This is a genomic window from Iningainema tapete BLCC-T55 (assembly GCF_014698965.1).
Taxonomy (GTDB): Bacteria; Cyanobacteriota; Cyanobacteriia; order Cyanobacteriales; family Nostocaceae; genus Iningainema; species Iningainema tapete.
In genome coordinates this window covers 54,804-75,518 of the sequence record NZ_JACXAE010000034.1, presented here as the reverse complement: position 1 = coordinate 75,518, position 20,715 = coordinate 54,804, and the positions used below count along the sequence as shown (strand labels likewise).

Below are 20,715 nucleotides of genomic sequence, written 5' to 3'. Positions count from 1 at the left end.
TTCAAGCTTGAAGTTTGGGCGTGGGTTCTGTCTTTTTGGTAAAATTTGATTTAAGGGAAAACCACAGGCGCCATGCTACTGGGAGTTTTCCTGACTTTTACCCCTTAGTCTTATGAAACCTAATAATACTAAAAAAGTACTGGATATAGCTGATACTGTGGTTGCTTGGTTTATCACAGGGTTATTGTTTTTTTTAGGAGTTGGTACTTTACCTGTTGCGGCTTCTAGTTCTACAGGTTTAGCTAATTATAGTCCACAGTTTTATTATTTTTTACTTGCTGCTATTATTTGTCCAAAAACGCCACTGCCCGAATATCAAAAGCTATTATTTGTATTTGTAGCTTTTTTGTTTGGTATTTGGACAGGGCTACTTTAGTAGGGTTATTTTTTAACTTTCTATCACGGAGTTGGATTTTATTTGCACGGGAAACTCAGCCTGCTGTTTTTCCTCCTTGCGTACTTGTTCCTCTTTAAATAATGCTTTAAAGCGCTCGAATTCCTCTTGGGTTAGGTTGTTGATGACAATACTATACTCCTGCTCATTAGAGTTTTTAGAGGCTAAAAGCGCTTCCCTAGCTTCTTCGTTCGTAGGAGAGTTACGGTCAAGGCTGAGAGTTTGATAATCTTTTTCCAGACGTAGAGATGCAGTGTAATCCTGCCCTTCGTATACTATATTTTCTTTATCAGATCTACCTAACTGCGCAAGGCGTTGTACTATTACAGGGATAACAAATTGTTGCACATTTACTGCTTTTATAACAGCAATTTTATTGCTTTCTTCTTTTAATTTTTCGCCATTATTGTTGCTATCATCGTCTTTTTTATCATTATCAAAATTTGTACTATTTTGCTCTAGCAGCTTCTCTGGCTGTTGGGTCTGTAGTTGATCATCCTTCAAGTCTCCTAATGCTAATTTATCTAATTCTTGAACTTGTTCGCTAATTTCCTTGCTAAATATAGTAAAGTTTTTTGCAGCATCTCTTTGTTCTTCGGCTGTAGGAGGGTTGCGTCTTGCTTCCTCAAATTTCTCTTTGGAGATGTTTAACTCTTTGATGGCTTCGCGTGCTATGTATGCAATCATTGCCAACGAAACTTTTTCTTCTCTAGCTGCTTCTATCAAGGCGTTCATATTATTTCTCCACAAGTTCTTTTTTGACGTTATTTAGACTATTTTCAATGCGATAATTCATGAATCTAAAGTCCAGTAATATTTCATCAATGATATTATTTGTCTGAGTTTTTCCCCCTTTTACGTATAGTACTACATTATCATCTTTGTCTTTAATTAAATAAGTCTGCTCCTGAACCTTAGTAGCTATCTGATAATTTTTATAATTTTCCGTCTTTACACTCATGATGCCATTAATATCTTCAGTACCAACAGTTTTAACTATACGTTGGGCAAGACTAGTTATCTCATTTATTTTTTCTAATTCTTTAATATCTCTTGACATTGCCTTAAAGGCGTTTTCAAGGCTAACTCCCTCATTTATATACTCGCTTTTTACTGACTGAATTCTGTTAAGATATTTTTGTGATTTACCAAGCTTTTGAGCAGCTTCATACCAGTCATTAAGATTTTGGACGGTATTTTGTTTGATGCGTTCAAGTGTTGCATCCATAACTCCAACTTGTGACTTTGGCATTTTGGAAGTAAATGCTTGTTCGATATCCGTTTTTTGGGGAACCTCTTGCCTGGTAGCTGCGGTAGTTGGTAATTGTTCCTTGGTTTCTATTTTTTCTTGAACGTTAATGTATGCTTGAGTTAGCGCTCTAATAAAGGGTGATTCTTGACCTTTGCCTTCCCAGTAGTTGTTACCATTAGAGACGTAGTAGCTGCATTGGTCTAGCCATTGAGTACCTCCTCGTTCGTTGATTGCTTCAACAAGTTTGGGGTGTTGTTCAAGCTTTGCTTGTTGAATTTCTGCCATTAGCTGTATCCTGGGTTCTCCTAAAGGGACAGTTTCTTTGTAGGCGTAGAAAACTTGTTCGGCGGAGAGGAAAGGTTCTCCTTGTGCTTTAGGTTGTGTGTAGGTTTCCGAACCGTATGTTCCGGCGGGCATTTCTTTATTGTCGCGGAACGAAACAGGGTAATCGTTGACAATGGCGTTTACTTGTTTGGATTTGACAGTTGTGCTGGTAAGCGCAGCCCCTAGTGGATCTTGACTGCGAGAGTTGAGGTTGATTCCGGGGGCTACTTCAGTTGAGCGTTTTGTCTTATTGGTTACAGAAGAACTTGCACTTTGGTTATTTGTTTGTGCCGAACGCTCACGTTCGTATGCAAGTCCCATTTCTACGATTTGGGCGACGGCGACTTGCAGCCCTGGTGCTTTGCTTTCTCGGTTTCCGGCAACATTGAGGACTTGGATATTATTGAACTCAACAAAGTTACGGAGTTGTTCTGCGGCTTGTTGTGGTTGATAGAGAGTGGTTTGGAGGGTGACGTGTAGTATTGGCTTGCCCGTGGACTGAGCAACTTTCGCCGTAAGCCGGGAGCCTGGGCTGTTGACATCTCCAAAGATGGCTGTACCATCCGAATTTCTAATATTTTCGATGGTACGCTTATCGTATGTTTCGGCTGCGGTATTTCCTGGTTCTCCTTCTTTTAGACCATATTTTTGCAGTTCTTCTTTTTTAGAACCAGCTTCAGTTATGTAACCAGCAGCAGCGGTGCCTCCAGTGGGCAGTCCTAAAGAAGCTGCACCAATAAGTCCTCCCATGTCTGCCCCGGTTTGTCCACCACTAATAACTGTAATTTGCCTAAAAGCAATATTGCTAGATGAAATTTCTTTTCGCTCCGCTTTTTGTTGTTCGGTAGGTGTAACTGTTTCCGACTCTGAAGGTTGCACTTGCGTCGTCAAACTCTTGGGGTTGTGTTGTTGAAAGGTTACGTCGGCTTCTTGTTTTGCTTCAACTACATTGCTGTACGCTTCGGTGAGGGCACGGATGAATGCTGATTCTTTTCCCTTGCCTTCCCACTGTTTGTCTTGGGCGTTGGTAATATTGGTGCAGTTTTCTAGCCATTCGACTCCACCCCTTTTGGCGATCGCATCAATTAGCCGGGGGTGTTGAGAGAGTTTAGCCTGGAGTACCTCTACCATCAGTTTGTACTCATCAGCTGAGGGATTTAACTGCTTCTGGTGATTGAATGCGTGTTCGGCAGATGCGTATGCTACACATAACGGCTTCTGCAAGTGGGTTTCTACCCCATAGCGTCCGGCTGCAGCTTCTGGGTTGTTATTGATTGAAACCTGGTAATCGTTTTGTAGTGTACCTTGTTCTTTGGCGAGTGCAGTGGCATTGGCGAGTGCTGCTAAGAGTCCATCGTTGGAGTTGGGGCTGATATTTGCGGGAGAGGCAGTTTGCTGTTGTACGGATGGGAACGGCACAATCTTGCCGTTGACATAATCCCCTAGCGGTTCCATAAATAACCCATATACCTTACTCTTGCTTGCCTGGGTTTGGGTAAGTTCTTTTGCTGAATGCTTCTCCCAATTTGCCCAAGCTTGTTGGTAGTCGGGATTTTGAATCATCTGGGGGGTAATTTCGTACTGCTTGCCCACCCGGAAAGCTACTTGTTCGCCATCCTTACCCCGTGCGATCGCAATATCTCCCTCTTTGATGCCATAAGTTTTTTGGTAGTCTACCCCCCTAGTCGTGTGTATTCTACCCTGTCCGCGCATGGCATCGATGGTCGTGCTTACTGGTACTTTATCAGGTTCGCCGTGCATGTGTAACGAGTAAACCATTGGTACTGGTTTTCCAGATATAGTGGGGTTTTCTGGAATCTGAGGATTGGCAGCGCGCGCTGTAGTTTGATTCCCAATGGCGATAAGTTCTTCTACACTCGGCTGCTTTGCAGAGGATGCGGGTGTGTTTTGAGTCGCTTCTTTTAGGGAGTTATAACTACGTTCTACTTTAATCACTCCCCCTGGTGTCCATTCGTTACCCTTGATAGTGAGGTCATTGTACCTTACGACTACTGCACGGGGAGGTTGGTTGGAGGCGAGGAAGTTTTCAAATTTGGCGCGAACGCTATTTTCTTTGCTATGGTCGTTTTTAATTGACCATATGTTGATTGACCATCTCCCGGCTTCGGTGTTGATAGCAGCGTGTTCGTTTTTGCAGTTAAACCGTGTTACTGTACCCGATTCGAGTTTAAATTCTTGGTAAGTCGCGGCTGTATTTTCCTCCTTAGTCCATGCCATTTGTTCCTTAGCAGCGCGATACCCCCACTCTGAATTTCCAATATTAATGCTGCGCGCTTCGACGGCGGCGTAGGAGTCATCGCGGTGGTAGCTGATCCCAGTTCCTGGTTGTTGTGAGTAGGTGACGAGTACGATGTTGGCATCAGGGTATACCTGCTTGACGAGCTGCATTAGCGCATCGTCTTGTACTCCTGGTTTAAAGTTTTTGTCTTTTAAATCCCACTTTGCGCCTACCCATGCAACCTGTCGTCCGGGCGCGTAGTTCGATTTATCTTCCTCAAGTAAGGGTTTGAGGTGGCTTTCCAGGTGGTATTTGAGTGTTTCGACTTTTTCTGGACTAATTTTACCCAGGATTTCGATAGCTTTCGTTTGATCAGCTTGGTTTGAAGAAGGCAAGCTTATTAATTGATTTCCGTTTCCTGGTGTTTCTATAGTATTACCTAGTGGTTTACTGTTAGTTTGTCCCTGGGGTTGCTCACCGAAACTGAGATTCCGGGAAGTAGGCGCTTTCAGTGTAGCCTTAGCTTGTTGAAGTTTTAACGCTTCAACTTCCCGTTCGCGTTCAGCATTAAGAACGAACACTTGCTCTTTAAACCGGGTCATTGCGACATAGCGCAGTTGGTTGTGTTCTTTGATACCTCGTGTGCGCTCTTCTGGGTCTTGTTCTTGGAGAGCTAGTTTTAGGCGGTAGTTGATGTTAGTTTCATCAACTAGTCCTTTTTTGATAGTTTTACCTTGAGAGTTGTGAACTGTTATTGCGTAGGCTGGACGAATATCGCTATATTGTTTTTGAAAACTGACTGGAATGCTGAAATTTCTATCGCTTACGGGTTTTGCAAATTCTTGCTTCCATAAACGGTCTGCATCTTTCTTAAAATCTTCTTTACTTTCTTGGGCAATCACCTTAAATTCTACAACAAGGTTTTCTTCGTTATTACCCTGGAGCTTCCATACTTTATATTTTCCTTCCTGAATTTGTTCGGCTTCAGTGATTGTCATTTCTTCCGAGTTATGTAGGAGAACTTCTACAGTTTCCCCATTGTCTTTGGTCGCTGATTCACGGGCAATAATCCGCATTCCTGATACATATTCCGGGCTATCTTTACCAAATAATTGTTCTTTGACTAAAGTGTTAATTTGATCTACACGATTGTTGGTGTAGGCGATAACTTTGATGCTGCTGTTATCTTGTTTAAACTCTTCAGAGGAGAATAGCTCGGTAACTTTATTTTTGAATTCTTCTTTAGAAACAGCAACAATAGTACCGTCGCTACAAGTGCGAATGGGTTCGGGATTGTCGGTATCGAGGTTGTTGCGGATTGTTTCGGCGGTTTTACCGATATCGCCACCGTAGCGCATAACTTCAGTTAAGTCAGCACAGTTTTCGATTTGGAATATTGGGCTTTCAGGTTCGCCGACTGGAGGAAGCTGGGCTTTGTCGCCCATGTAAATAACCTTTACGCCCTGTTTTGCGACTTCTTCAAGTTTTTCGTACAGCGCTTTATTGACCATCGACCCCTCATCAACGACGATGATGTCATACTTGAGGTGCTGGTTACTTCTTTCTTTTTTATCACAATCGTAGTATACTTCGCCTGTGAGTTCGTTGTATTTTTCCTTGAGTCCAAGGAGCGAGTGCGTAGTTTTGGTTTCGGCTTGAATTCCTTGAGATTCAGCCATTTCACGCAATACTTTTACCGCGCTGTTGGTAGGTGCGGTGAAGCAAATTCTTGTCTGGTGTCCGCTTTGTTCGAGTGTTTTGAGCAGCTGTTGAATTACGTAGGTTTTTCCGGTTCCGGCGTAACCTGTTAACAGGAACTCATTGTCTTTGACATGACCGCTAACAGGTTGCTGAGAAAACGCAACCATTTTTACAAGCGCTGCTTTTTGTCCTGAGTTAAGTGAGCCAGTGCTATTTTGAAGTACTGTTTCAACCTGCTTTCTAGTTTCTGCTGCTTTGGCTTGGGATGCACTATTCTCCGCAAGTTTTTTCGTTGCGCTGCTAGCTTGTACAGCAATATCAGGTTGAGTTGATTTGACTTCTTCTTCAATTGGTTTTGCAGGAACAATTGGTATTGGTGTTTCTGACTGACTGAGTTCTTTTGGACGGTTAGGTAGTGCTTTGAGCGCTTGTTTGTATTTGCTGCCTGGTGAAGTTTGGTTTGATGGAAGGAGACTGTCTTGAGTTTCAAGTTTCTGATTGAGTTCTGCACTTAGTTGTTCGTAACGGTCAAAGCCATCAATTTCGCCAATGTTAATAACTTCCCCAATTAAAGCATTTAATTCTTGGCTTAGTTCTTCATTAGTTTCAGTTTTAGTGATAATAAATGTAGCTGTATTATTTTCAACAAAGTAATTATTTTCAACACTTTTGGATTCTAACCAATTAGCTACAGCAATCGCATCTTGTGCGGGTACGACTATTCCTATAGCCTCTTTAGTCTCTACTTGTAACCCATTTGCGGAACTATACTGTTGGTTTTGGTTGTAGAAATATACAGTTTGTTCGGGAATAATTGGGGTGGGTTGTGAGGGAGTAACTGCACTTTTGATATTACCACCTGCGCGGTCAATAAATGTTTGTTTTAACTCATCACTAATAGTACTTTCATCAAGTATGAATACAGTCATGCCTTTTTTGGTTTCTAACCGAGCTTGTGACGTGGGAAGCTGTTCGTATGATACTCCTACTTTTTCTAAATACTTTTTTGTTCTTTCGGCTATGTTTTCATCAACTACTAGTCCTACTAATCCTACTAATTTTTGTTCTTCATCTTGGAACATTATTGTAGGACGTTCGTTAATTTTAGCAAGTATTTGATTACTTTTATCCTGCTGTTCGCTTCTGATAGGTCGCTCGTTACTTATAAGCTGACTGCGCTTAATCCACTGGTCAGGATACTGTACTTTTTCCGGATTGATAGTTATCTTACAGGTACTTTCATTGCTAGTAATCTGTACGGGAATAGTTACTTTCGTCTGGTCTTCTCTAAGATATCCTCTATCAATTAGCTGTTGTATAACGCTGCTAGATGAATCCTGGCGATTGTATTGGCTGTAGCGTGAGTTATTATTAAAAGCGCGTTCTAAACGTTCCTTATGCTGCCCGATAATTCCCAGAGGTTGTTCTCCGATTTTAGCAATATAAACGTATTTTTTATCAAAAGCTTTAACGGATATATTTCTATATTCTTGATCGTTAATCTCTTTTTTCTTATACTTTTGATTGGTAATATTTATTCGTAGCAGTTTTCCTTCAGGTGTTTTGCCGATAGCGTATGCGTTTTGACCTGTAGTAATAGATTGAATTTTAAGTTGTAATTGTTGACCTTCGCCTGGTTTTTCCTTTAACCACCCTTGATTAATAGCTTCTTTCAGGGAATCTTTATCGATGTTTCCTAGTTTTTCCTGCTTATTTCCTTCTTGAATATATATAGTATAATCTTCACGAGTTAAGTTGACTCGTTCAATAGTTAAAGCAGCAACTTCATTATGAAATCTCCTATCTTTGAGTTCAAATCGGTTGGCTTCTCCTACTTTAAATGTAAATTCAGGTAATCCAGGGATTTTGGTAGTGACAGAATTAGTGTATATTTCTCCCTTCTCTATAATGGCGCTAGCAGTGGTATCGATAGGTAATCTTCCGCTATTACCTTCTATATTTCCAAAAGTCTGGTACTCCCCGTCCTCATTCTTGATTTCCACAACGCTTTTTCCAGCTTCTGTAATGTTGAAGCGAATTTCTAGCGTTTGATTTTGATTTTCTTCATAAAATACTTTACTATTCCGTTCAAATCCGGTAATTTTAACTTCAGTAAATTGTAAGTTATCAAGTTGATTAATAATTTCTTTAGGGAAAGTAGCAAAAGCAAAGTTTGATACTTTTTTCTGAGTGGTATCATTATTGCTAGTTTCCCTCGTAGTTGATACTGCCCATGTGGCAGCCGCCATTGCTAGTTTCTGATCTGAGGGAATCGAATTATAAAACTCTTCTGCTGCTTGATAAGCTTTTTGGTAGAGAAGTTTAATCTGTCCTTCACTTAGTTCAGGTTGGAAGGATATTTTGTTAGAGGTTACTTCTTGTCTAGGAGTAATTCCTATTTCTTCCAGTTTGTTTTCCTGCTCTTTAGCAAGCGTTCCTAATGCTCTAAACTTAGGTTTACCGTTCTCAGTTTCATCATTGATTTGAGCATAGACAACATATTTATGCGGGCGGTTGCTATTGCGCTTTTCTTCTGGTGTTTCTGATAGCTTGAACGTAATTTTTTTAGCCTTCCAGATGAACTCGCTATCATACTGTAGAAGGTTAGTTACACTTACTTGGTTGCCATTAGCAAGGGTAATTTTTGCCAATGGTCCCTTTTCTGTTTCTTTTTGTCTAGATATTTGATTAGCTAGGTTGAATGATTCGTCAAATTCTTTCTTTGCTATGGTGCATTGTAAGCGCTGTGAATTTGAAAATTCAACCCCTTTAAATAAATCTTGAAATTGGACGAGTTCCCGTGATTCGAGCCGAGCTTTCTCAAAATATTGATTAGTTTTAGCAATTAGTAATTCAACAGGTGAGTATCCAGTTGGTTTGATGGTTTCATCGATATAGACATCTTTTTTTTTATCTTTAATGTAGTTGACCTCCCGGTGGAGAATCCGACTGTTACTGCGGATAATCTCCATTTCGGGTTTTTTGGCACTTTTGAAGAGGTCAACCGCAATTTGGTTTTGAAATGCTGCTTCGGCAATCATTTCGCGGTACATTTTCGTGTTGACGCTCATTGCCTTCAAGGCATTGTCCTGAGTGAGGGGTTCCTTTAGGGCTTTTTGGACAAACTCGGACAAGGAAGCGCGATACTTGTCGGGAACCTCCTTACCTTCGATTCCCTTAGATTTTGCCCAAGCTTCTGTTTTGAATAAATCTTCGTAGTGTTTGGCTACAAGCTGTACGTAGTCAATTTGGTCTTTCTCACTACCAAAGTTTTTCAATATGGTAATTTCTGACTCTAGCGCTTCGATTGAGGTAAGGTGATTGTTGATAACACCTACGCTCATGCCATCGCTCATGTGGATAGCGATTTCTTCAAACTCAGGCTGGCTACCGTCTTCCTGATAGAAAGATTGTTTTTTGAGTTTAACAGTTGGGTCGTAAGCGTTTTCGGGTAGGTTACGCTCAAGAGCCTCGGCTGTGAGGTTGGGATACTTGCAAGCTTGCTTGAATCCGATGCAGTCACCATCGTAATCGCGGGCTTGTCGCTCTTGTTCGGACTCTTGGGGAAGAATTTCTAGTTCGTAACCTGCAGATTGAAGTTTTTTAATATACTCGTTAAACTTGTAGGTAAATTCTATTTTATCTTTGGTTTCGAGCTTACCGATATTTTGGTCTAAGTAATTTTCAATACCTTTTAGTTGAAGACTTTTCCCTTGGGCTTCGGGAAGAATAGATTTAATTTGTGAGTTTAAGCGATTGTAAATGCGATCGCTTGAAACATCCGAGACAGCGATAACACCTGCGAGGGGTTTGCCATCGGGTCCAAGTATGTCATTAACTACTTTGTTAGTTGAGACGCACAAACCATTTGAGTTGAGGAAGGGGGAGCGAAAGTTAAGGACTTGTTCTCCATCTTGGTAATGGGGGATGGAGATTTCGCCATTTTGCAGGTCTTTGGAGGGAATGACCATTGCCCGCTCAAACGTGAGTGTTTTACCGATGGCAATTTCCTTCCACTCGTTTTGGACGAACCGGGCGAGTTCTCGCTGTACCTTCTCGGTTTCCAGCAGCTGTCCAACTCCAAGCAGATCAGCTTTGATGAGTTTGTAAATGAACGAGTCAGTAGTAAGGCGATCGCGCAGTGTCTCTAACTCGGATGCTACTGTTGAATCGCTTTCGGCTTGTTCCTCAAGTGTAGTAGCTTGTTCCTCTAGAAAGGCTTTCCGTAACTCGTACTTTTCGCAATAAAGTTGGGCAAGTTGTCGGGGATCGTCCTGTGCTTCTTTAAGTTTTTTAGCTTCAAGTTCTAACTGTTCGGTAAAGTCTTTTACTCCATTTGGGAAGGAGGCAAGCAGCTGCGAGATAGCTGTTTTTCCGAGTTCAGACTGGGATTTTTCCCCTAACCAAATATTTTGCTGATATAGCCCTGGTTGAATTTGAGGTTTGGTTGGGCCATTGGGGTTATCTTTATCGGTTCCTTTGAAAGCAGATATAGGAAGAATTAAGTCAACTTTAGTTTGGTTATTGGGGTCTTGATGGTCGAGGATTTGGTCGAGGTTTGCAGGGCGCAGTGTACCTTTGCCGAAGCGGTATTTTGTGTCATCCCCGTCCTGGTCAGTCCAACCGAAGCGGTGCTGGATGACGCGGTATTTATCACCTTCAAAGTGGTTGGTAAGTTCGTGATATAATTCTGTGGAGATTTGCCCGTAACAGTCGCCAGTTAGTCGATATGCCTGGTCATTGTTAATGATGCCGCCATTTTCACCATTACTGTCATCAACAATCAAGATGTTTAACTCTCGGTTGACGGCATTTTCACATGACCCAAGAAAAATAGAACCATAAGCACCTCTATCTTTATTGTCTGGGCATAATTGTCTAATTGTGTCTAGACATTCGGACGGTCCATATAATAACCGAGTTTTTGATGATAGTAATAATTTGTGTCCTTCAGGGTGCTGTTCTAGCTGACGAGCAGTAGACTTTTCGTCCATATGTCCGAACGAAAAGTTTACCCCAGGAAAGAAATGTTCTAGTAGGGTATTGTTAAGTTCTTCTTTTAAGAGTGAATTTGGGTTATTAGTATTACCATCGGTATGAATCCATTGATTTAATCTAGTATCAAAATGTTTAGCTTGAATAGTCATTTTTGAAATTATCAGTTAATTTAAGTAAAAATTTATTAGGAAAATTATTAGTTAATTTAAATAAAAATCTATTAGCATGATTTTACTTCTTACATTCTCAAAATACATCTAATAATTTTCTGATTTATGTATTTAAAATTCTTGTAATAATAAATACATTTTAAATTAGTATAAACGCTAAAAAGAGCAGATTTACGTCTTGACTATTTCTGGAATAAAGTAAAAATATACACCTGCTTTGGCAAAGGACTTAGTTTGGGCTGAAGCATTATTTTTTTCAAGTTGTTTGACGTGCGAATACTAATGGATATACAAGAGTTTGACTGTTGCGGTGCGGCAGGCTTTTGCCGACCAAGAGGGTTTATTTTGGTTAGTATCGGGCGTGTTGCGTTTTGTTTTTCCACAGCAGCCCTTGGATTCTAGTTTGCGAAAGATTCAGGTTTTATCGACTAAGATGCGTAAAACCCGTGTTTATAGACACACTAGTGGTGTTTTATGCTATGATTATTATTTTACTAATAATGCGCTGCGTGTTTGGTTGCGGCGCTACATGATTTTGGATACAGCACAGCTATTACTTCTTTGGTTATATAGCTTTGATGAAGTAGTAACTTCTATTTCCTTAAATTATCTGAAATCTATAATTTGTACTCAAATTTACTTATTGTATTTTTTCAGTTCATCAGCTTAGATTTGTAAATACTGAGACTAGGGAAGTTGTTATAAGGCAAGGTCTAATTCCTGGGGCAATTTCTAGTTATTGTGATGCTAATTATATTTTGATTTATGAGGGACAGCAGATTACCACTTGCTTATTCGCTTTTATCAACTTTCTTCGCTCACCTGGAAACTCTTGGCTATGAAGAACTTGCGCATTATGGGGTGGATATCGACGAGCCGCAACGCTGGTATGTTCATGAAAATATCGTGCAGAAATTGACTGCCAACTTTAATCCTTGTTGGCACGCATTGATCGAAAGTGGTTGTTTTCACGTTGAGAAGGGGGAGGAGTTTTTCTTTTTTATTGAGTTACGACTGATTAATTAGCTTATATTTTGATAACAGTGATATCGCTTTGTAGCATTGCTTTCCGCTATTTTATAAAAGGACGTGATATCACTACCCCCATTATGGCAACGTCTCCAATGCTGGCAGCGCGGGTTCCCCCTGAGTGGGCGGAAAAAGTAAAAGCGATCGCCAAACAAACAAACCGGACAGAAGCCGAAGTCTTGCGCCAAGCGCTCCAGGAATTCTTGGAACGTCGCGGTGAATTGACAGCAGAAGCGGCTACACCAGTGCCTTTCGACACTAACTTGGTGTCGAAAGATGACCTGCAAGCATTAGAACAAAGATTTGATGAGCGGTTTGGGACTTTGATCAAAATGTTTCAGCAGCTGCAACAGCAGGTAGATAAGTTGTCCGCTCCTCCAGCACCCGTGCCACAGTCACCAGTCAAGCTGGCTGAAGAGCAACACCTCAAGCAGCGGCTCAACGATCAAGGCATCGCTTTGATGGGGGAAATCTGCTTGCGGGATGACCAATTAGCGCAACAGTTTCAGGAGGTGCAGCAGCAGTTTGGGGTGTTGGCAAGCGTGATCGCGAATCTCGAATCCCGCTTTGATGAATTACCCTTACCCTTTTCTGATACACCTGAGAGCAAGCAGATCCAGCAGGATGTAACAGACACCCCTTACTGGCAGCAAAGATTTACAGAGTTCCTTGACGAAACCACCGAAACCGACTTTTGGAATTGGTATGAGAGGGGAGAAGACGATGAGTGAAATCAACGAATTTCGGATATCTGCTCCGCCAGAGGATCTTGATAAATGGGTGTGGTTTTTGGAGGAAATGGAGAAGCGCCAGCTAATCACTATTTATGAAAAGTCTAACTATTATAATAATCGAGGCGATTCAAAGTTTAAAAGGTTGTATATCAAATTGAAATTAAATGCAGAAAAACCTAATTAATAAAATGTCGAATGATTATAAAACAATTTTAATTTTCATAAATTACTTAGGATAAACTTGGAGCGGAATGCCTCCTATTCTTCAATTATCCAGCTTTGAGGAATTTAGTATTCGGTGTCAGGAGAGAGATGTTGATATTACTGTACGGGCTACGTATTACGATATAAATTGCCATTATTAATTGAAATCAACAAACTTTGGATGTACAGAAACATGACGAACCCAATCACCACAAAAACTTTAAACCGAGGGGCTAAAAAGATAAATATCTATCCCCACCCCACTCTCAAAAACAAATATTATTACACCCTATCAATCTTTGATAGACCCAAAATAAACCCTGTCCCCATTGCTCCAACAGCAATCTATTCCTGGGGCTGCTAAGAGTCGCCCTACGAGACGTTAGCCGCCGCAATGGAACATTTACAGGATGACCACCAAGGTGATAATAATGAAAACACTTAGTGAAGAACAAAAACACAAACTTGACCTACGAATTAAAGCAGAATTAAAGATCAAAGAATGTACTGCTGGCGATATAATTGCCGCGATTAGTGACGTAAAGTCCTATCACATTATTTCTGCTCTTGAGCGGCTCAACTGGCGGGAAGAAATAACTTACCGCGCTCGAATCCCTGATTATATCAAAGTTTATTCGTTGCGTAATCCAGCTAGTGTGAGATGGAGCTATTTCGATTTATGAGAGACAGCAAATTGCCATTAGCTTATTTGTTACTGTCAACTTTCTTCGCTCCGGAACGGAACTCTACCAATATGTTTTCAAATCAACTATAGGAGTCCTATTTTATTTTTGAACAAGACTACGAGACAATACGGTAGGTTGTACAAGTTTAACAAGAAATAATGATAAGTCAGCATTTACAAACTGCGACACTCAAGCGTGGGAGCATCGCGGCAACCGCTCCCTGTGGAAACCGCGTTAAAAGCGATCGCTTTTAACATTGTTCTAGTAAATATTGCTAGAATATTACTCGCTCTTATTCCTCCTCTTCATCATCCAGACTCCACAGCAGCACCTCAATCTCCCGTTGCAATCCTTCGATGCGCTTGCGAGTCTGAAGTCCCTGCACTGCCAAGTTATAGGTGATACTGTCGGTCCTACCCAGATGCATGGTTTTGACCTTCCCTTCTTTCATGTAGTCCTTACCCTGACTTTGCCAGTATGCAGCCTGAAGACTGTTCATCCTGGCAGGGAACACGGGATACTTACTCCATAGCTTCCAGTACTCGTAGGTGCCATAAGGTTTTTTGACTTTATAAGTGCTGAGGTAGCATCCTGCTGGGGGGACAAACCCGTTGCGCTCCAGCTCGCGTATTTCGGTTCGCAGTCGCTCAAGTTGTTGGCGACGTTCTTGGGATTTGACTTTTTTGAATTCATCTGCTGCATCCTTAATTGCCTTTCGGTAGACAGTGGCAATTTCTTCTGGCACTGGGGTCGGCATCACGGCATCACGGTATGTCGCCCAAATTTCCAGATTTACCTTTTGAAAGTCATGCCAGCCATCTATGGTTAAATCTCGGATCTGCTGTAACTTGTAGCGCCAATCATTAAGCATGGGTTCCCAATACTCAATCATGGCTTGTTTGATGCCTTCCAGTTCATCTGGCTCATCCACCTCTAACCACGCAATGCGAACACCTGCTATCGTCGCCAAATGTGTGTACTGTTTGTTGGCAATCCACTTTTGATTCAGGTTGCGGGTGCAGTCTATAAACAGTATCCTGTCGTCTTCTCCAATGCAGTAATACACAGCGGCGATGGGCGACAATGTGGCACGTTCGCTCAAATCAATAGATGGCAACTCAAACGGATTAATCCCACCCGGCAGTGACTGCTTGTAGTCAAGCATAATTATTCTAGTAAGGTTTACTAGAACTTTATTCTATGCTATAGTTCACTCAAAGTTCCATCCTTGCTTGGGATTGTGACTTGACTTGCGCTTGTTGGATATATCTCTTAAGGCTTTCAATCTGCTTGATTTCACTCTCAGTAAGTCGGGTGGGTATTTCTTCATACCACTTGCCATCACTTTTTCGGGTTCGCATCACAGGCGTATCATCAGAGTGTCGCCAAACAGTTAGGATATCCCCATCCTGGCTTGCACTCAACTCCTTACCTCTAATTCGGGGACTATTTGCTGCAAGCATGTACTCAGTGATGACTGAAGATAAGGTAGAAGCGATCTTTTCTTCTTTAGGAAGCAACCCAGTAGAAGCAAGGGTAAGGGAAGCGTCGTGCGGTTGTTGCAACTGTGTGGGGGGATATTCTTCTGTTTCTTTGGACACTTCACTTTCGGTCGTGATGCCCTCTTCTGAAACGTAAGAATGTGCCAGTGCTAGTTCATCAAGACTAATTATTGGTTGTTCTTCTAGCGAGTGAGAGGGTACAAGGGTTTGGGAAGCTTTAATAGGCTCCTCCCTTTGGGCAAATTTCTTATGTTTCTGTTGAGTCTCAACTTTAAAAAGTTCTCTGACTGGGGTTGGCTGTACCACTTCTTCCTGTTGTAACCCCGTCGGCAGTTGTTCTACAATCGCTTCAACTTCAACTGGTGTGGGAGGATTTTGGTTTACTATCGGCTCCAATTGAGGCAGTTCTTCCGGTTTTGGTGATTGTACCGAGGGTTGTGGTTTCTTCCTTTTACCTCGTGTCTCCTGCCTTATGCCTTCTTCTACAACTAGTGTAATTATTAAATCTTGATTTGAAGCCGCACTATTAATACTCAAGGAAGGTAGATGTGTTGTGTTACTATCTGTATCACCACTGCTGCCGCTTGTATTGCTATTGGTTGGTTTGTGGGCAGTATATTCTGGTTCACGCGATGACAAATTATTAATATAGGCGATCGCTTGCTTGGTGCATGATTGCAGTATGCCACTATCCCGGCTTTGGTCGTAAGATAGCCCATATTTAGATTGCAGTTTGTTCCAACTGTATGGTTTGTATACTTGATAACCTGCAATTTTGACATCATTGTGGATGTAGGTAAAGCCGAGTAGCTCATCTCCCCTCATTTTGGGTAATACCCCAATGTTGTTTTCCTCCAGTCTTTGGATAAAAGTAGAGATGGTAGGGCTATCTTTAATAGCTTCCCCTATCGCTTCACGAATAATCTCCTTACTCGTCGGGGTTTTGTGCAAGCTGTTGATTGCCCTTATACTTTTCGAGCGGTTGGGACTGGTGGGGACGGTAATCTCGTACTCTTGTTTTAACCTAGAGGCGACGGCTTCATTTGTCGTTGGTGTTACCTCCAATCCCAATTCTGCTGCTATTCGTCTAGTTGAAACCTGGGAGTTGAAATAGTCGTAAGAGTCATTAACTAAGCTACCATCTAACCGAATCCGGGAAGCGATTATGTGCAAGTGTTCGTGGGATCGGTCATGGTGGCGCACTGCTACAAATTGACTCGTAGCATGGGATGCTTTGTCCTTGAGCAAATACCCCATGTCTCTAAGGAATTCCCTCGCCACATAACTATACTGACTATTGGACAAATGCTCGTGGTAGTCAGGACGGTGTGCGATCGCAATAATAAGGTGGGCGCACTGCCGTTTGACTGCTTTGTTGGTGTATTTAGTACTGAGGAACTGTTCGTTAAAGGAGTGCGGACTTGTTCCCATCATGTTGGTATCGATGATCGCAGCATCCTCCTTCCCCAAGACATACTTGAGCGTGTCGAGAAAGTTCGGTTTTTTGTAGATGACGGGAATCAAGGAGTAGGGGGTAGGGGGTAGGGAATGTCTAGGTTAAACGCAGCAGCGATGGTTTTATCTACGAGCGCGATCGCATTCTCGACAGTGTTGATAATTTGCTGGTTGTTTGTCTCAACACCGAGGTGCATTAGCAGCATCAGTTCGCTTTTGAGGGTTCCTGCCGTCGCACGCACGGTTATCAAATCGGCGGATGGCTTGGCTACTAGCACCCGCCTCAACCCACACGAGCGCAGGTACTCTGATGCTGTTTGTCCCGTCGCGGCGGCTTTCTCCTCAATGGTGGCTTTTTCCAACTCAAAAAGGTATACCTTTATTGATTTGGTTCTCTTGATAAGATCGTTTACCATACGTTGTCCATGTAAGTTGGGAACTAATCAGCTATCTTTGTACTGCACTAGAGGTAGGAAGTACTCTGCAGGGGGTTAGACTGCACCTGTGGTGAAAATGCCCTCATCAATGGCAATACTACCCATTCAATCGAATCCAGCCCCACTAGTATGGTTAATTCTTTTTGATTAAGATTAATACTTTTAACCAGCATCCTTGTAACTACTTATATATCTTTAAACCCCTAATATAACCTAGTATCAGCTTTTCTTGTCAGGAGAGAATTATCAAGATTTGGTGATAAAAGTGTAAAGTTTGTGACCTTCTAGATTTGGGTACGAAGTATTCAAATTTGAACACTTCGTAAATTGAGGACAGCTTCATTAATTGATTAGGTCGAATCTAACTGAATTAGCAGGTATTGTCACTCCTTCGGGTACAAATCGACGGTGGCTATCGCTTTTTCCTCTTGTTCTGTACTTTAAATCAAATCTAACTGTAGCTGTTGTAGTTCCCTTTTTAAAAAGGGTGTAGGGTATGGGGGAGCCAGCGCGAGTTCGGACGGGTTTCCCACTGTCACGGCGGGCGAGCGTTGCCGAGTGTAGTTTTTCTCTACACCTAGTTTTGGTGAGTAAATTAACGTTTTGTGGAATGTTATTGCCTACAAACTTATTGTGTGCGATGCCCTTCGGGCAGGCCGCTTCGCGGCATCGCGCAAGCCTTGGCAAAGCTCCTTCCATTCTGCCACCTTTCAACGAACCCACATTATCTGACAACTAACCGCTTCTGTTTATAGTACATAATGTATTATAATAAACTACTTATTTATTGTCAATAGCTAGTGCTTATTAAGAATAGGAATTGATGTGAGTGACCCTACAAGCCATACCTTGTCGATGAGGATAAATACTACTAGATGCAGTCGATTGCGTCGATGGGGCGGTGAGAAGCGCAAAAGCTTACCACAAGGTAGTTGTAGCGCTTGGAGTGAGATGAATGCACTTATTGGTTAGGTGATAAGTTAGGTGCAACTTGAGTACTACTACAGTTTAACTGTAGTGTCACCCTCTTTACTGCTAGCCAACATGATTTCCGAGGGAGAAGTAAATTAAAACATAGAATTAACTGTAAGTTGGTGGAATTTTTGACAGTTGTGTTTAAGTTCCGTGTAAGTTAAGTACAACTTGGGTGTACTTTACTTGTATCAGTAGGTTAAAGTAGTGTTGCTTACAAGCCTACTACAGGCAAACTTGACTTTATCGAGCTATGAACCGTAGTTGAGTGTCTGGGAGAATTTATGAATCAACAGCAGGATACTGACTCACCAGTAGTATTGAGACTAATAAGGAAGAAAAGTTTTCGCTCCGGGAAGGTGCTTGATTATTTGAAGGAGACAGAAGAGGGGAGTGATTTGGCGATTGCGGCGATAATGTCGTACTACCTGCCATATTGTTTGTATGATTCGGGGGTGAGGGGAATTGAACTGCAACGGGCAGTTGTGGATGCGATCGCGCAGTTAGAAGCACAGATATTGAAGCTAAAGCATAATTTTGGGATGAGAGAATTTCCCCAAGTAATGTTAGTACAGCCACAGGGTGTGGTATCGGGGGGTATTGCTGCTGTAAATCCAGCTTCATCATCTTTTGGTGAAGGTGGGGTGAGTGTTGAGGCGAAGAGGGACGAACAATCAAAGCAAGTTTCCCTTAAGGAAGAATTGCCTCAAGAGCAAAATTTGGATGACGATAGCTTTTTTGATGATGATTCAGATGTGATACCTGAAGGGATGATTAATGGGGATGCGGGATTTCGGTTGTAGGAAAGAGGTTTGATGCGCTTTGGCTCTGGAGGTAGGGAATGCGATCGCACTCTTTAATAAAAAACAAACCCTACCGTTGAAGTAGAGTTTGTGCTTTAGATTGTGGATTTAGTCTTGTGGTGGGGATATTTCAACGATTCGGAACCGGATTTCGCCCTCATCAGAATGCCAGCTTATCGTAGTCTTTTGCGAGCCAGTAATGGGGGCTGACTCGATTTGGAAGCAACCAGATTCCAACCAAACACCCCGACTGTCTACAGCATTGGGTATGACTTGCCGGAATGCAGGACTGTCGGGACACCTGCCTTCTAGCAAGTTGTAGCGGATACGCCACTCGATTGAATTGAGTACTGATGATACGAGGGAGTCGGTTGCGCCGTCGAAGAATATAGCCATAGGATTTTTCTCTCCATATGTGTTTCCTGTAAAAACAGCGTTAGCTGCTGTAAAGAAACTGTTTAATAACGGTGTATTTATTTCGGTTCGGTTAAATTGGGAACAATAGGAAAGATTAATAAAACTAAAGATATGGCAAAAACTAAAGAGAAAGCAGACTTAAAGAAAATTGCGTTAACGATCGATATGGGTGGCAGCAAGACAAAAGCTATTGTTCAAGAGTATCCAGAAGGGGAGCCTTTTGTCTTGCTCGTGGATTCAGAGGTGGCAGACGTGAGTAAGCCCTCGGTTGAGACTGTTGAAGCAGAAGGGCTACCCGAATCTCGTGCTTGGGTAGGAATAGGCGGAGAATACTACGCGCTGGGAGAGTTAGCACGTCGTCGGTTTGGGGGTATATTGCAGCTAAGAGAGCTTAAGTACGAACTAGCGGTTCCTAAGGTGTGCGGTGCAATTTGGCTGGCAAAGCAGAAGTTGAACCTTGATAACGATGTTGCAGCTTACTTGAGTATCCTGCTGCCGCCTGGGGAAGTGCAAGATAAAGAACAACTACAAACCCGCTTGAAGGATGCATTTCGCTCTTTCGATACGCCAACGGGTAGGATGCGGGTAAAAACGCTGCATTGTAACATAGCTTCAGAAGGAAGTGGTGTGTTTTTCCAACGCAAGAGAGTGTTTGGCGAGAATATGCTGGCTGAGATGTACGTGATGCTTGGTTATCGCAATGCAAGTATTTTCACTGTTCGAGGTGGCTCAAGTGGTGCGGGAATAACCAGTAATTTTGGGATGTCCTGGTTGGTAGATAATTTTGTCTCCAAGGCATCGGGACTAAGCTCTGATAATCCCAACATTGTCGAGGTATTGGTCGAAGCTGGCGCTAGTTGCGACCCCCTGGTGATGCAAAAACTCTCGCGCAAGCGCAAACGCGAGGAAATTAAACTTGATGGCGAGCTGATGTCGAAGGCACTATTGCTTGCCAGAGATGAGTATTGGCGTGCTATTGTTCGGTGGCTGCGCTCAAAGATGGATGAAGATATTGAAGAACTAGTATTTTGCGGAGGGACTGCCGATTACATTCGCCCGGAGATAGACGCTTACTTCCAAAAAGAGGGGATTAAAGTGTCTTGGCACGCTGATATTTTTATACCCGATGAGATATCTTCTGGCATGGGTAATCGAATGGCGGATGTTTACGCATTGCACCAACATATGATTACTCAGCTTGATAAGATCACTGGCTATGTGCGTATTCAGGAGGAACAAGCTCGACCTTCGCAGCCTGATAATGTTAGATTGCTGCATAAGTCTCGGAAATTCGTTCCAGATTATACTCCCCGTCAAGCTCCTGAAGGTTTTTTGACTATAGATGATAATGTCTAGGAAAAATCAACCAGCCATCTTGAAAGGCTGGTTACGAATTTG

At 42.2% G+C, this 20,715-nt stretch carries 15 protein-coding genes; 9 read left to right on the top strand and 6 right to left on the bottom strand.

The window, feature by feature from the left end; translation table 11 throughout:
* Positions 1 to 112: 112 nt before the first annotated feature.
* Entirely contained in the window at positions 113 to 376 is a 264-nt protein-coding gene (locus tag ICL16_RS08175; protein WP_190826352.1) for a hypothetical protein, read from the top strand.
* 12 nt (positions 377 to 388) lie between these two features.
* Here ICL16_RS08175 and ICL16_RS08170 read toward each other — a convergent pair whose 3' ends face one another.
* Together ICL16_RS08170 and ICL16_RS45445 are read right to left on the bottom strand one after the other, a co-directional pair.
* Positions 389 to 1,129: a C2H2-type zinc finger family protein gene (locus ICL16_RS08170; protein WP_190826351.1), complete on the bottom strand. Its 741-nt coding sequence runs from the start codon at positions 1,127 to 1,129 to the stop codon at positions 389 to 391.
* Between the two features lies 1 nt (position 1,130).
* Positions 1,131 to 11,057: a YpsA SLOG family protein gene (locus ICL16_RS45445; protein ID WP_238360665.1), complete on the bottom strand. Its 9,927-nt coding sequence runs from the start codon at positions 11,055 to 11,057 to the stop codon at positions 1,131 to 1,133.
* Between the two features lie 319 nt (positions 11,058 to 11,376).
* Between ICL16_RS45445 and ICL16_RS08150 the strand changes: the two genes are divergently transcribed.
* The 5 genes from ICL16_RS08150 to ICL16_RS08130 all read left to right on the top strand — a co-directional run bounded on the left by ICL16_RS08150 (position 11,377) and on the right by ICL16_RS08130 (position 13,728).
* Positions 11,377 to 11,748 (top strand): hypothetical protein, encoded by a 372-nt coding sequence (locus ICL16_RS08150; RefSeq protein ID WP_190826350.1) that lies wholly within the window; start codon positions 11,377 to 11,379, stop codon positions 11,746 to 11,748.
* A 95-nt stretch (positions 11,749 to 11,843) separates the two neighbouring features.
* Positions 11,844 to 12,104, top strand: a complete 261-nt coding sequence (locus ICL16_RS08145; protein ID WP_190826349.1) for a hypothetical protein — start codon at positions 11,844 to 11,846, stop codon at positions 12,102 to 12,104.
* 83 nt (positions 12,105 to 12,187) lie between these two features.
* The gene (locus tag ICL16_RS08140; RefSeq protein ID WP_190826348.1) at positions 12,188 to 12,838 is read left to right on the top strand and encodes a ribbon-helix-helix domain-containing protein; all 651 of its coding nucleotides are present in this window, start codon (positions 12,188 to 12,190) and stop codon (positions 12,836 to 12,838) included.
* Positions 12,831 to 13,025 carry a hypothetical protein gene (locus ICL16_RS08135; RefSeq protein ID WP_190826347.1) on the top strand — a complete coding sequence of 65 codons (195 nt, stop codon included), beginning with the start codon at positions 12,831 to 12,833 and terminating at the stop codon, positions 13,023 to 13,025. The genes ICL16_RS08140 and ICL16_RS08135 overlap by 8 nt, the downstream gene beginning before the upstream one ends.
* Before the next feature lie 451 nt (positions 13,026 to 13,476).
* Positions 13,477 to 13,728 carry a hypothetical protein gene (locus ICL16_RS08130; protein WP_190826346.1) on the top strand — a complete coding sequence of 84 codons (252 nt, stop codon included), beginning with the start codon at positions 13,477 to 13,479 and terminating at the stop codon, positions 13,726 to 13,728.
* Positions 13,729 to 14,023: 295 nt separating this feature from the next.
* Here the strand turns inward: ICL16_RS08130 and ICL16_RS08125 are convergent, their stop codons facing one another.
* From ICL16_RS08125 to ICL16_RS08115, 3 genes are all read right to left on the bottom strand, one after another.
* The gene (locus ICL16_RS08125) at positions 14,024 to 14,896 is read right to left on the bottom strand and encodes a hypothetical protein (RefSeq protein WP_190826345.1); all 873 of its coding nucleotides are present in this window, start codon (positions 14,894 to 14,896) and stop codon (positions 14,024 to 14,026) included.
* A 49-nt stretch (positions 14,897 to 14,945) separates the two neighbouring features.
* Positions 14,946 to 16,667 carry a relaxase/mobilization nuclease domain-containing protein gene (locus ICL16_RS08120; RefSeq protein WP_238360664.1) on the bottom strand — a complete coding sequence of 574 codons (1,722 nt, stop codon included), beginning with the start codon at positions 16,665 to 16,667 and terminating at the stop codon, positions 14,946 to 14,948.
* Positions 16,668 to 16,753: 86 nt separating this feature from the next.
* Complete coding sequence (locus ICL16_RS08115) at positions 16,754 to 17,104, bottom strand: plasmid mobilization protein (RefSeq protein WP_190826343.1); 351 nt, start codon at positions 17,102 to 17,104, stop codon at positions 16,754 to 16,756.
* Positions 17,105 to 17,950: 846 nt separating this feature from the next.
* Between ICL16_RS08115 and ICL16_RS08110 the strand changes: the two genes are divergently transcribed.
* Both ICL16_RS08110 and ICL16_RS08105 read left to right on the top strand, forming a co-directional pair.
* The gene (locus ICL16_RS08110; protein WP_190826342.1) at positions 17,951 to 18,097 is read left to right on the top strand and encodes a hypothetical protein; all 147 of its coding nucleotides are present in this window, start codon (positions 17,951 to 17,953) and stop codon (positions 18,095 to 18,097) included.
* Between the two features lie 284 nt (positions 18,098 to 18,381).
* Positions 18,382 to 18,900 carry a hypothetical protein gene (locus tag ICL16_RS08105; RefSeq protein ID WP_190826341.1) on the top strand — a complete coding sequence of 173 codons (519 nt, stop codon included), beginning with the start codon at positions 18,382 to 18,384 and terminating at the stop codon, positions 18,898 to 18,900.
* 108 nt (positions 18,901 to 19,008) lie between these two features.
* Here the strand turns inward: ICL16_RS08105 and ICL16_RS08100 are convergent, their stop codons facing one another.
* Positions 19,009 to 19,296: a hypothetical protein gene (locus ICL16_RS08100; protein ID WP_190826340.1), complete on the bottom strand. Its 288-nt coding sequence runs from the start codon at positions 19,294 to 19,296 to the stop codon at positions 19,009 to 19,011.
* Between the two features lie 132 nt (positions 19,297 to 19,428).
* Here ICL16_RS08100 and ICL16_RS08095 point away from each other — a divergent pair, with 132 nt between their 5' ends.
* Positions 19,429 to 20,673 carry a ParM/StbA family protein gene (locus ICL16_RS08095; RefSeq protein WP_190826339.1) on the top strand — a complete coding sequence of 415 codons (1,245 nt, stop codon included), beginning with the start codon at positions 19,429 to 19,431 and terminating at the stop codon, positions 20,671 to 20,673.
* The last annotated feature ends 42 nt before the right edge of the window (positions 20,674 to 20,715 follow it).

What these genes read in the sequence shown, in the direction of transcription:
- ICL16_RS08175 (WP_190826352.1), top strand. Translation starts at nt 113, where the DNA reads ATGAAACCTAATAATACTAAAAAAGTACTGGATATAGCTGATACTGTG.
- ICL16_RS08170 (WP_190826351.1), bottom strand. Translation starts at nt 1,129, where the DNA reads ATGAACGCCTTGATAGAAGCAGCTAGAGAAGAAAAAGTTTCGTTGGCA.
- ICL16_RS45445 (WP_238360665.1), bottom strand. Translation starts at nt 11,057, where the DNA reads ATGACTATTCAAGCTAAACATTTTGATACTAGATTAAATCAATGGATT.
- ICL16_RS08145 (WP_190826349.1), top strand. Translation starts at nt 11,844, where the DNA reads ATGAGGGACAGCAGATTACCACTTGCTTATTCGCTTTTATCAACTTTC.
- ICL16_RS08140 (WP_190826348.1), top strand. Translation starts at nt 12,188, where the DNA reads ATGGCAACGTCTCCAATGCTGGCAGCGCGGGTTCCCCCTGAGTGGGCG.
- ICL16_RS08135 (WP_190826347.1), top strand. Translation starts at nt 12,831, where the DNA reads ATGAGTGAAATCAACGAATTTCGGATATCTGCTCCGCCAGAGGATCTT.
- ICL16_RS08130 (WP_190826346.1), top strand. Translation starts at nt 13,477, where the DNA reads ATGAAAACACTTAGTGAAGAACAAAAACACAAACTTGACCTACGAATT.
- ICL16_RS08125 (WP_190826345.1), bottom strand. Translation starts at nt 14,896, where the DNA reads ATGCTTGACTACAAGCAGTCACTGCCGGGTGGGATTAATCCGTTTGAG.
- ICL16_RS08120 (WP_238360664.1), bottom strand. Translation starts at nt 16,667, where the DNA reads ATGATGGGAACAAGTCCGCACTCCTTTAACGAACAGTTCCTCAGTACT.
- ICL16_RS08115 (WP_190826343.1), bottom strand. Translation starts at nt 17,104, where the DNA reads ATGGTAAACGATCTTATCAAGAGAACCAAATCAATAAAGGTATACCTT.
- ICL16_RS08105 (WP_190826341.1), top strand. Translation starts at nt 18,382, where the DNA reads ATGAATCAACAGCAGGATACTGACTCACCAGTAGTATTGAGACTAATA.
- ICL16_RS08100 (WP_190826340.1), bottom strand. Translation starts at nt 19,296, where the DNA reads ATGGCTATATTCTTCGACGGCGCAACCGACTCCCTCGTATCATCAGTA.
- ICL16_RS08095 (WP_190826339.1), top strand. Translation starts at nt 19,429, where the DNA reads ATGGCAAAAACTAAAGAGAAAGCAGACTTAAAGAAAATTGCGTTAACG.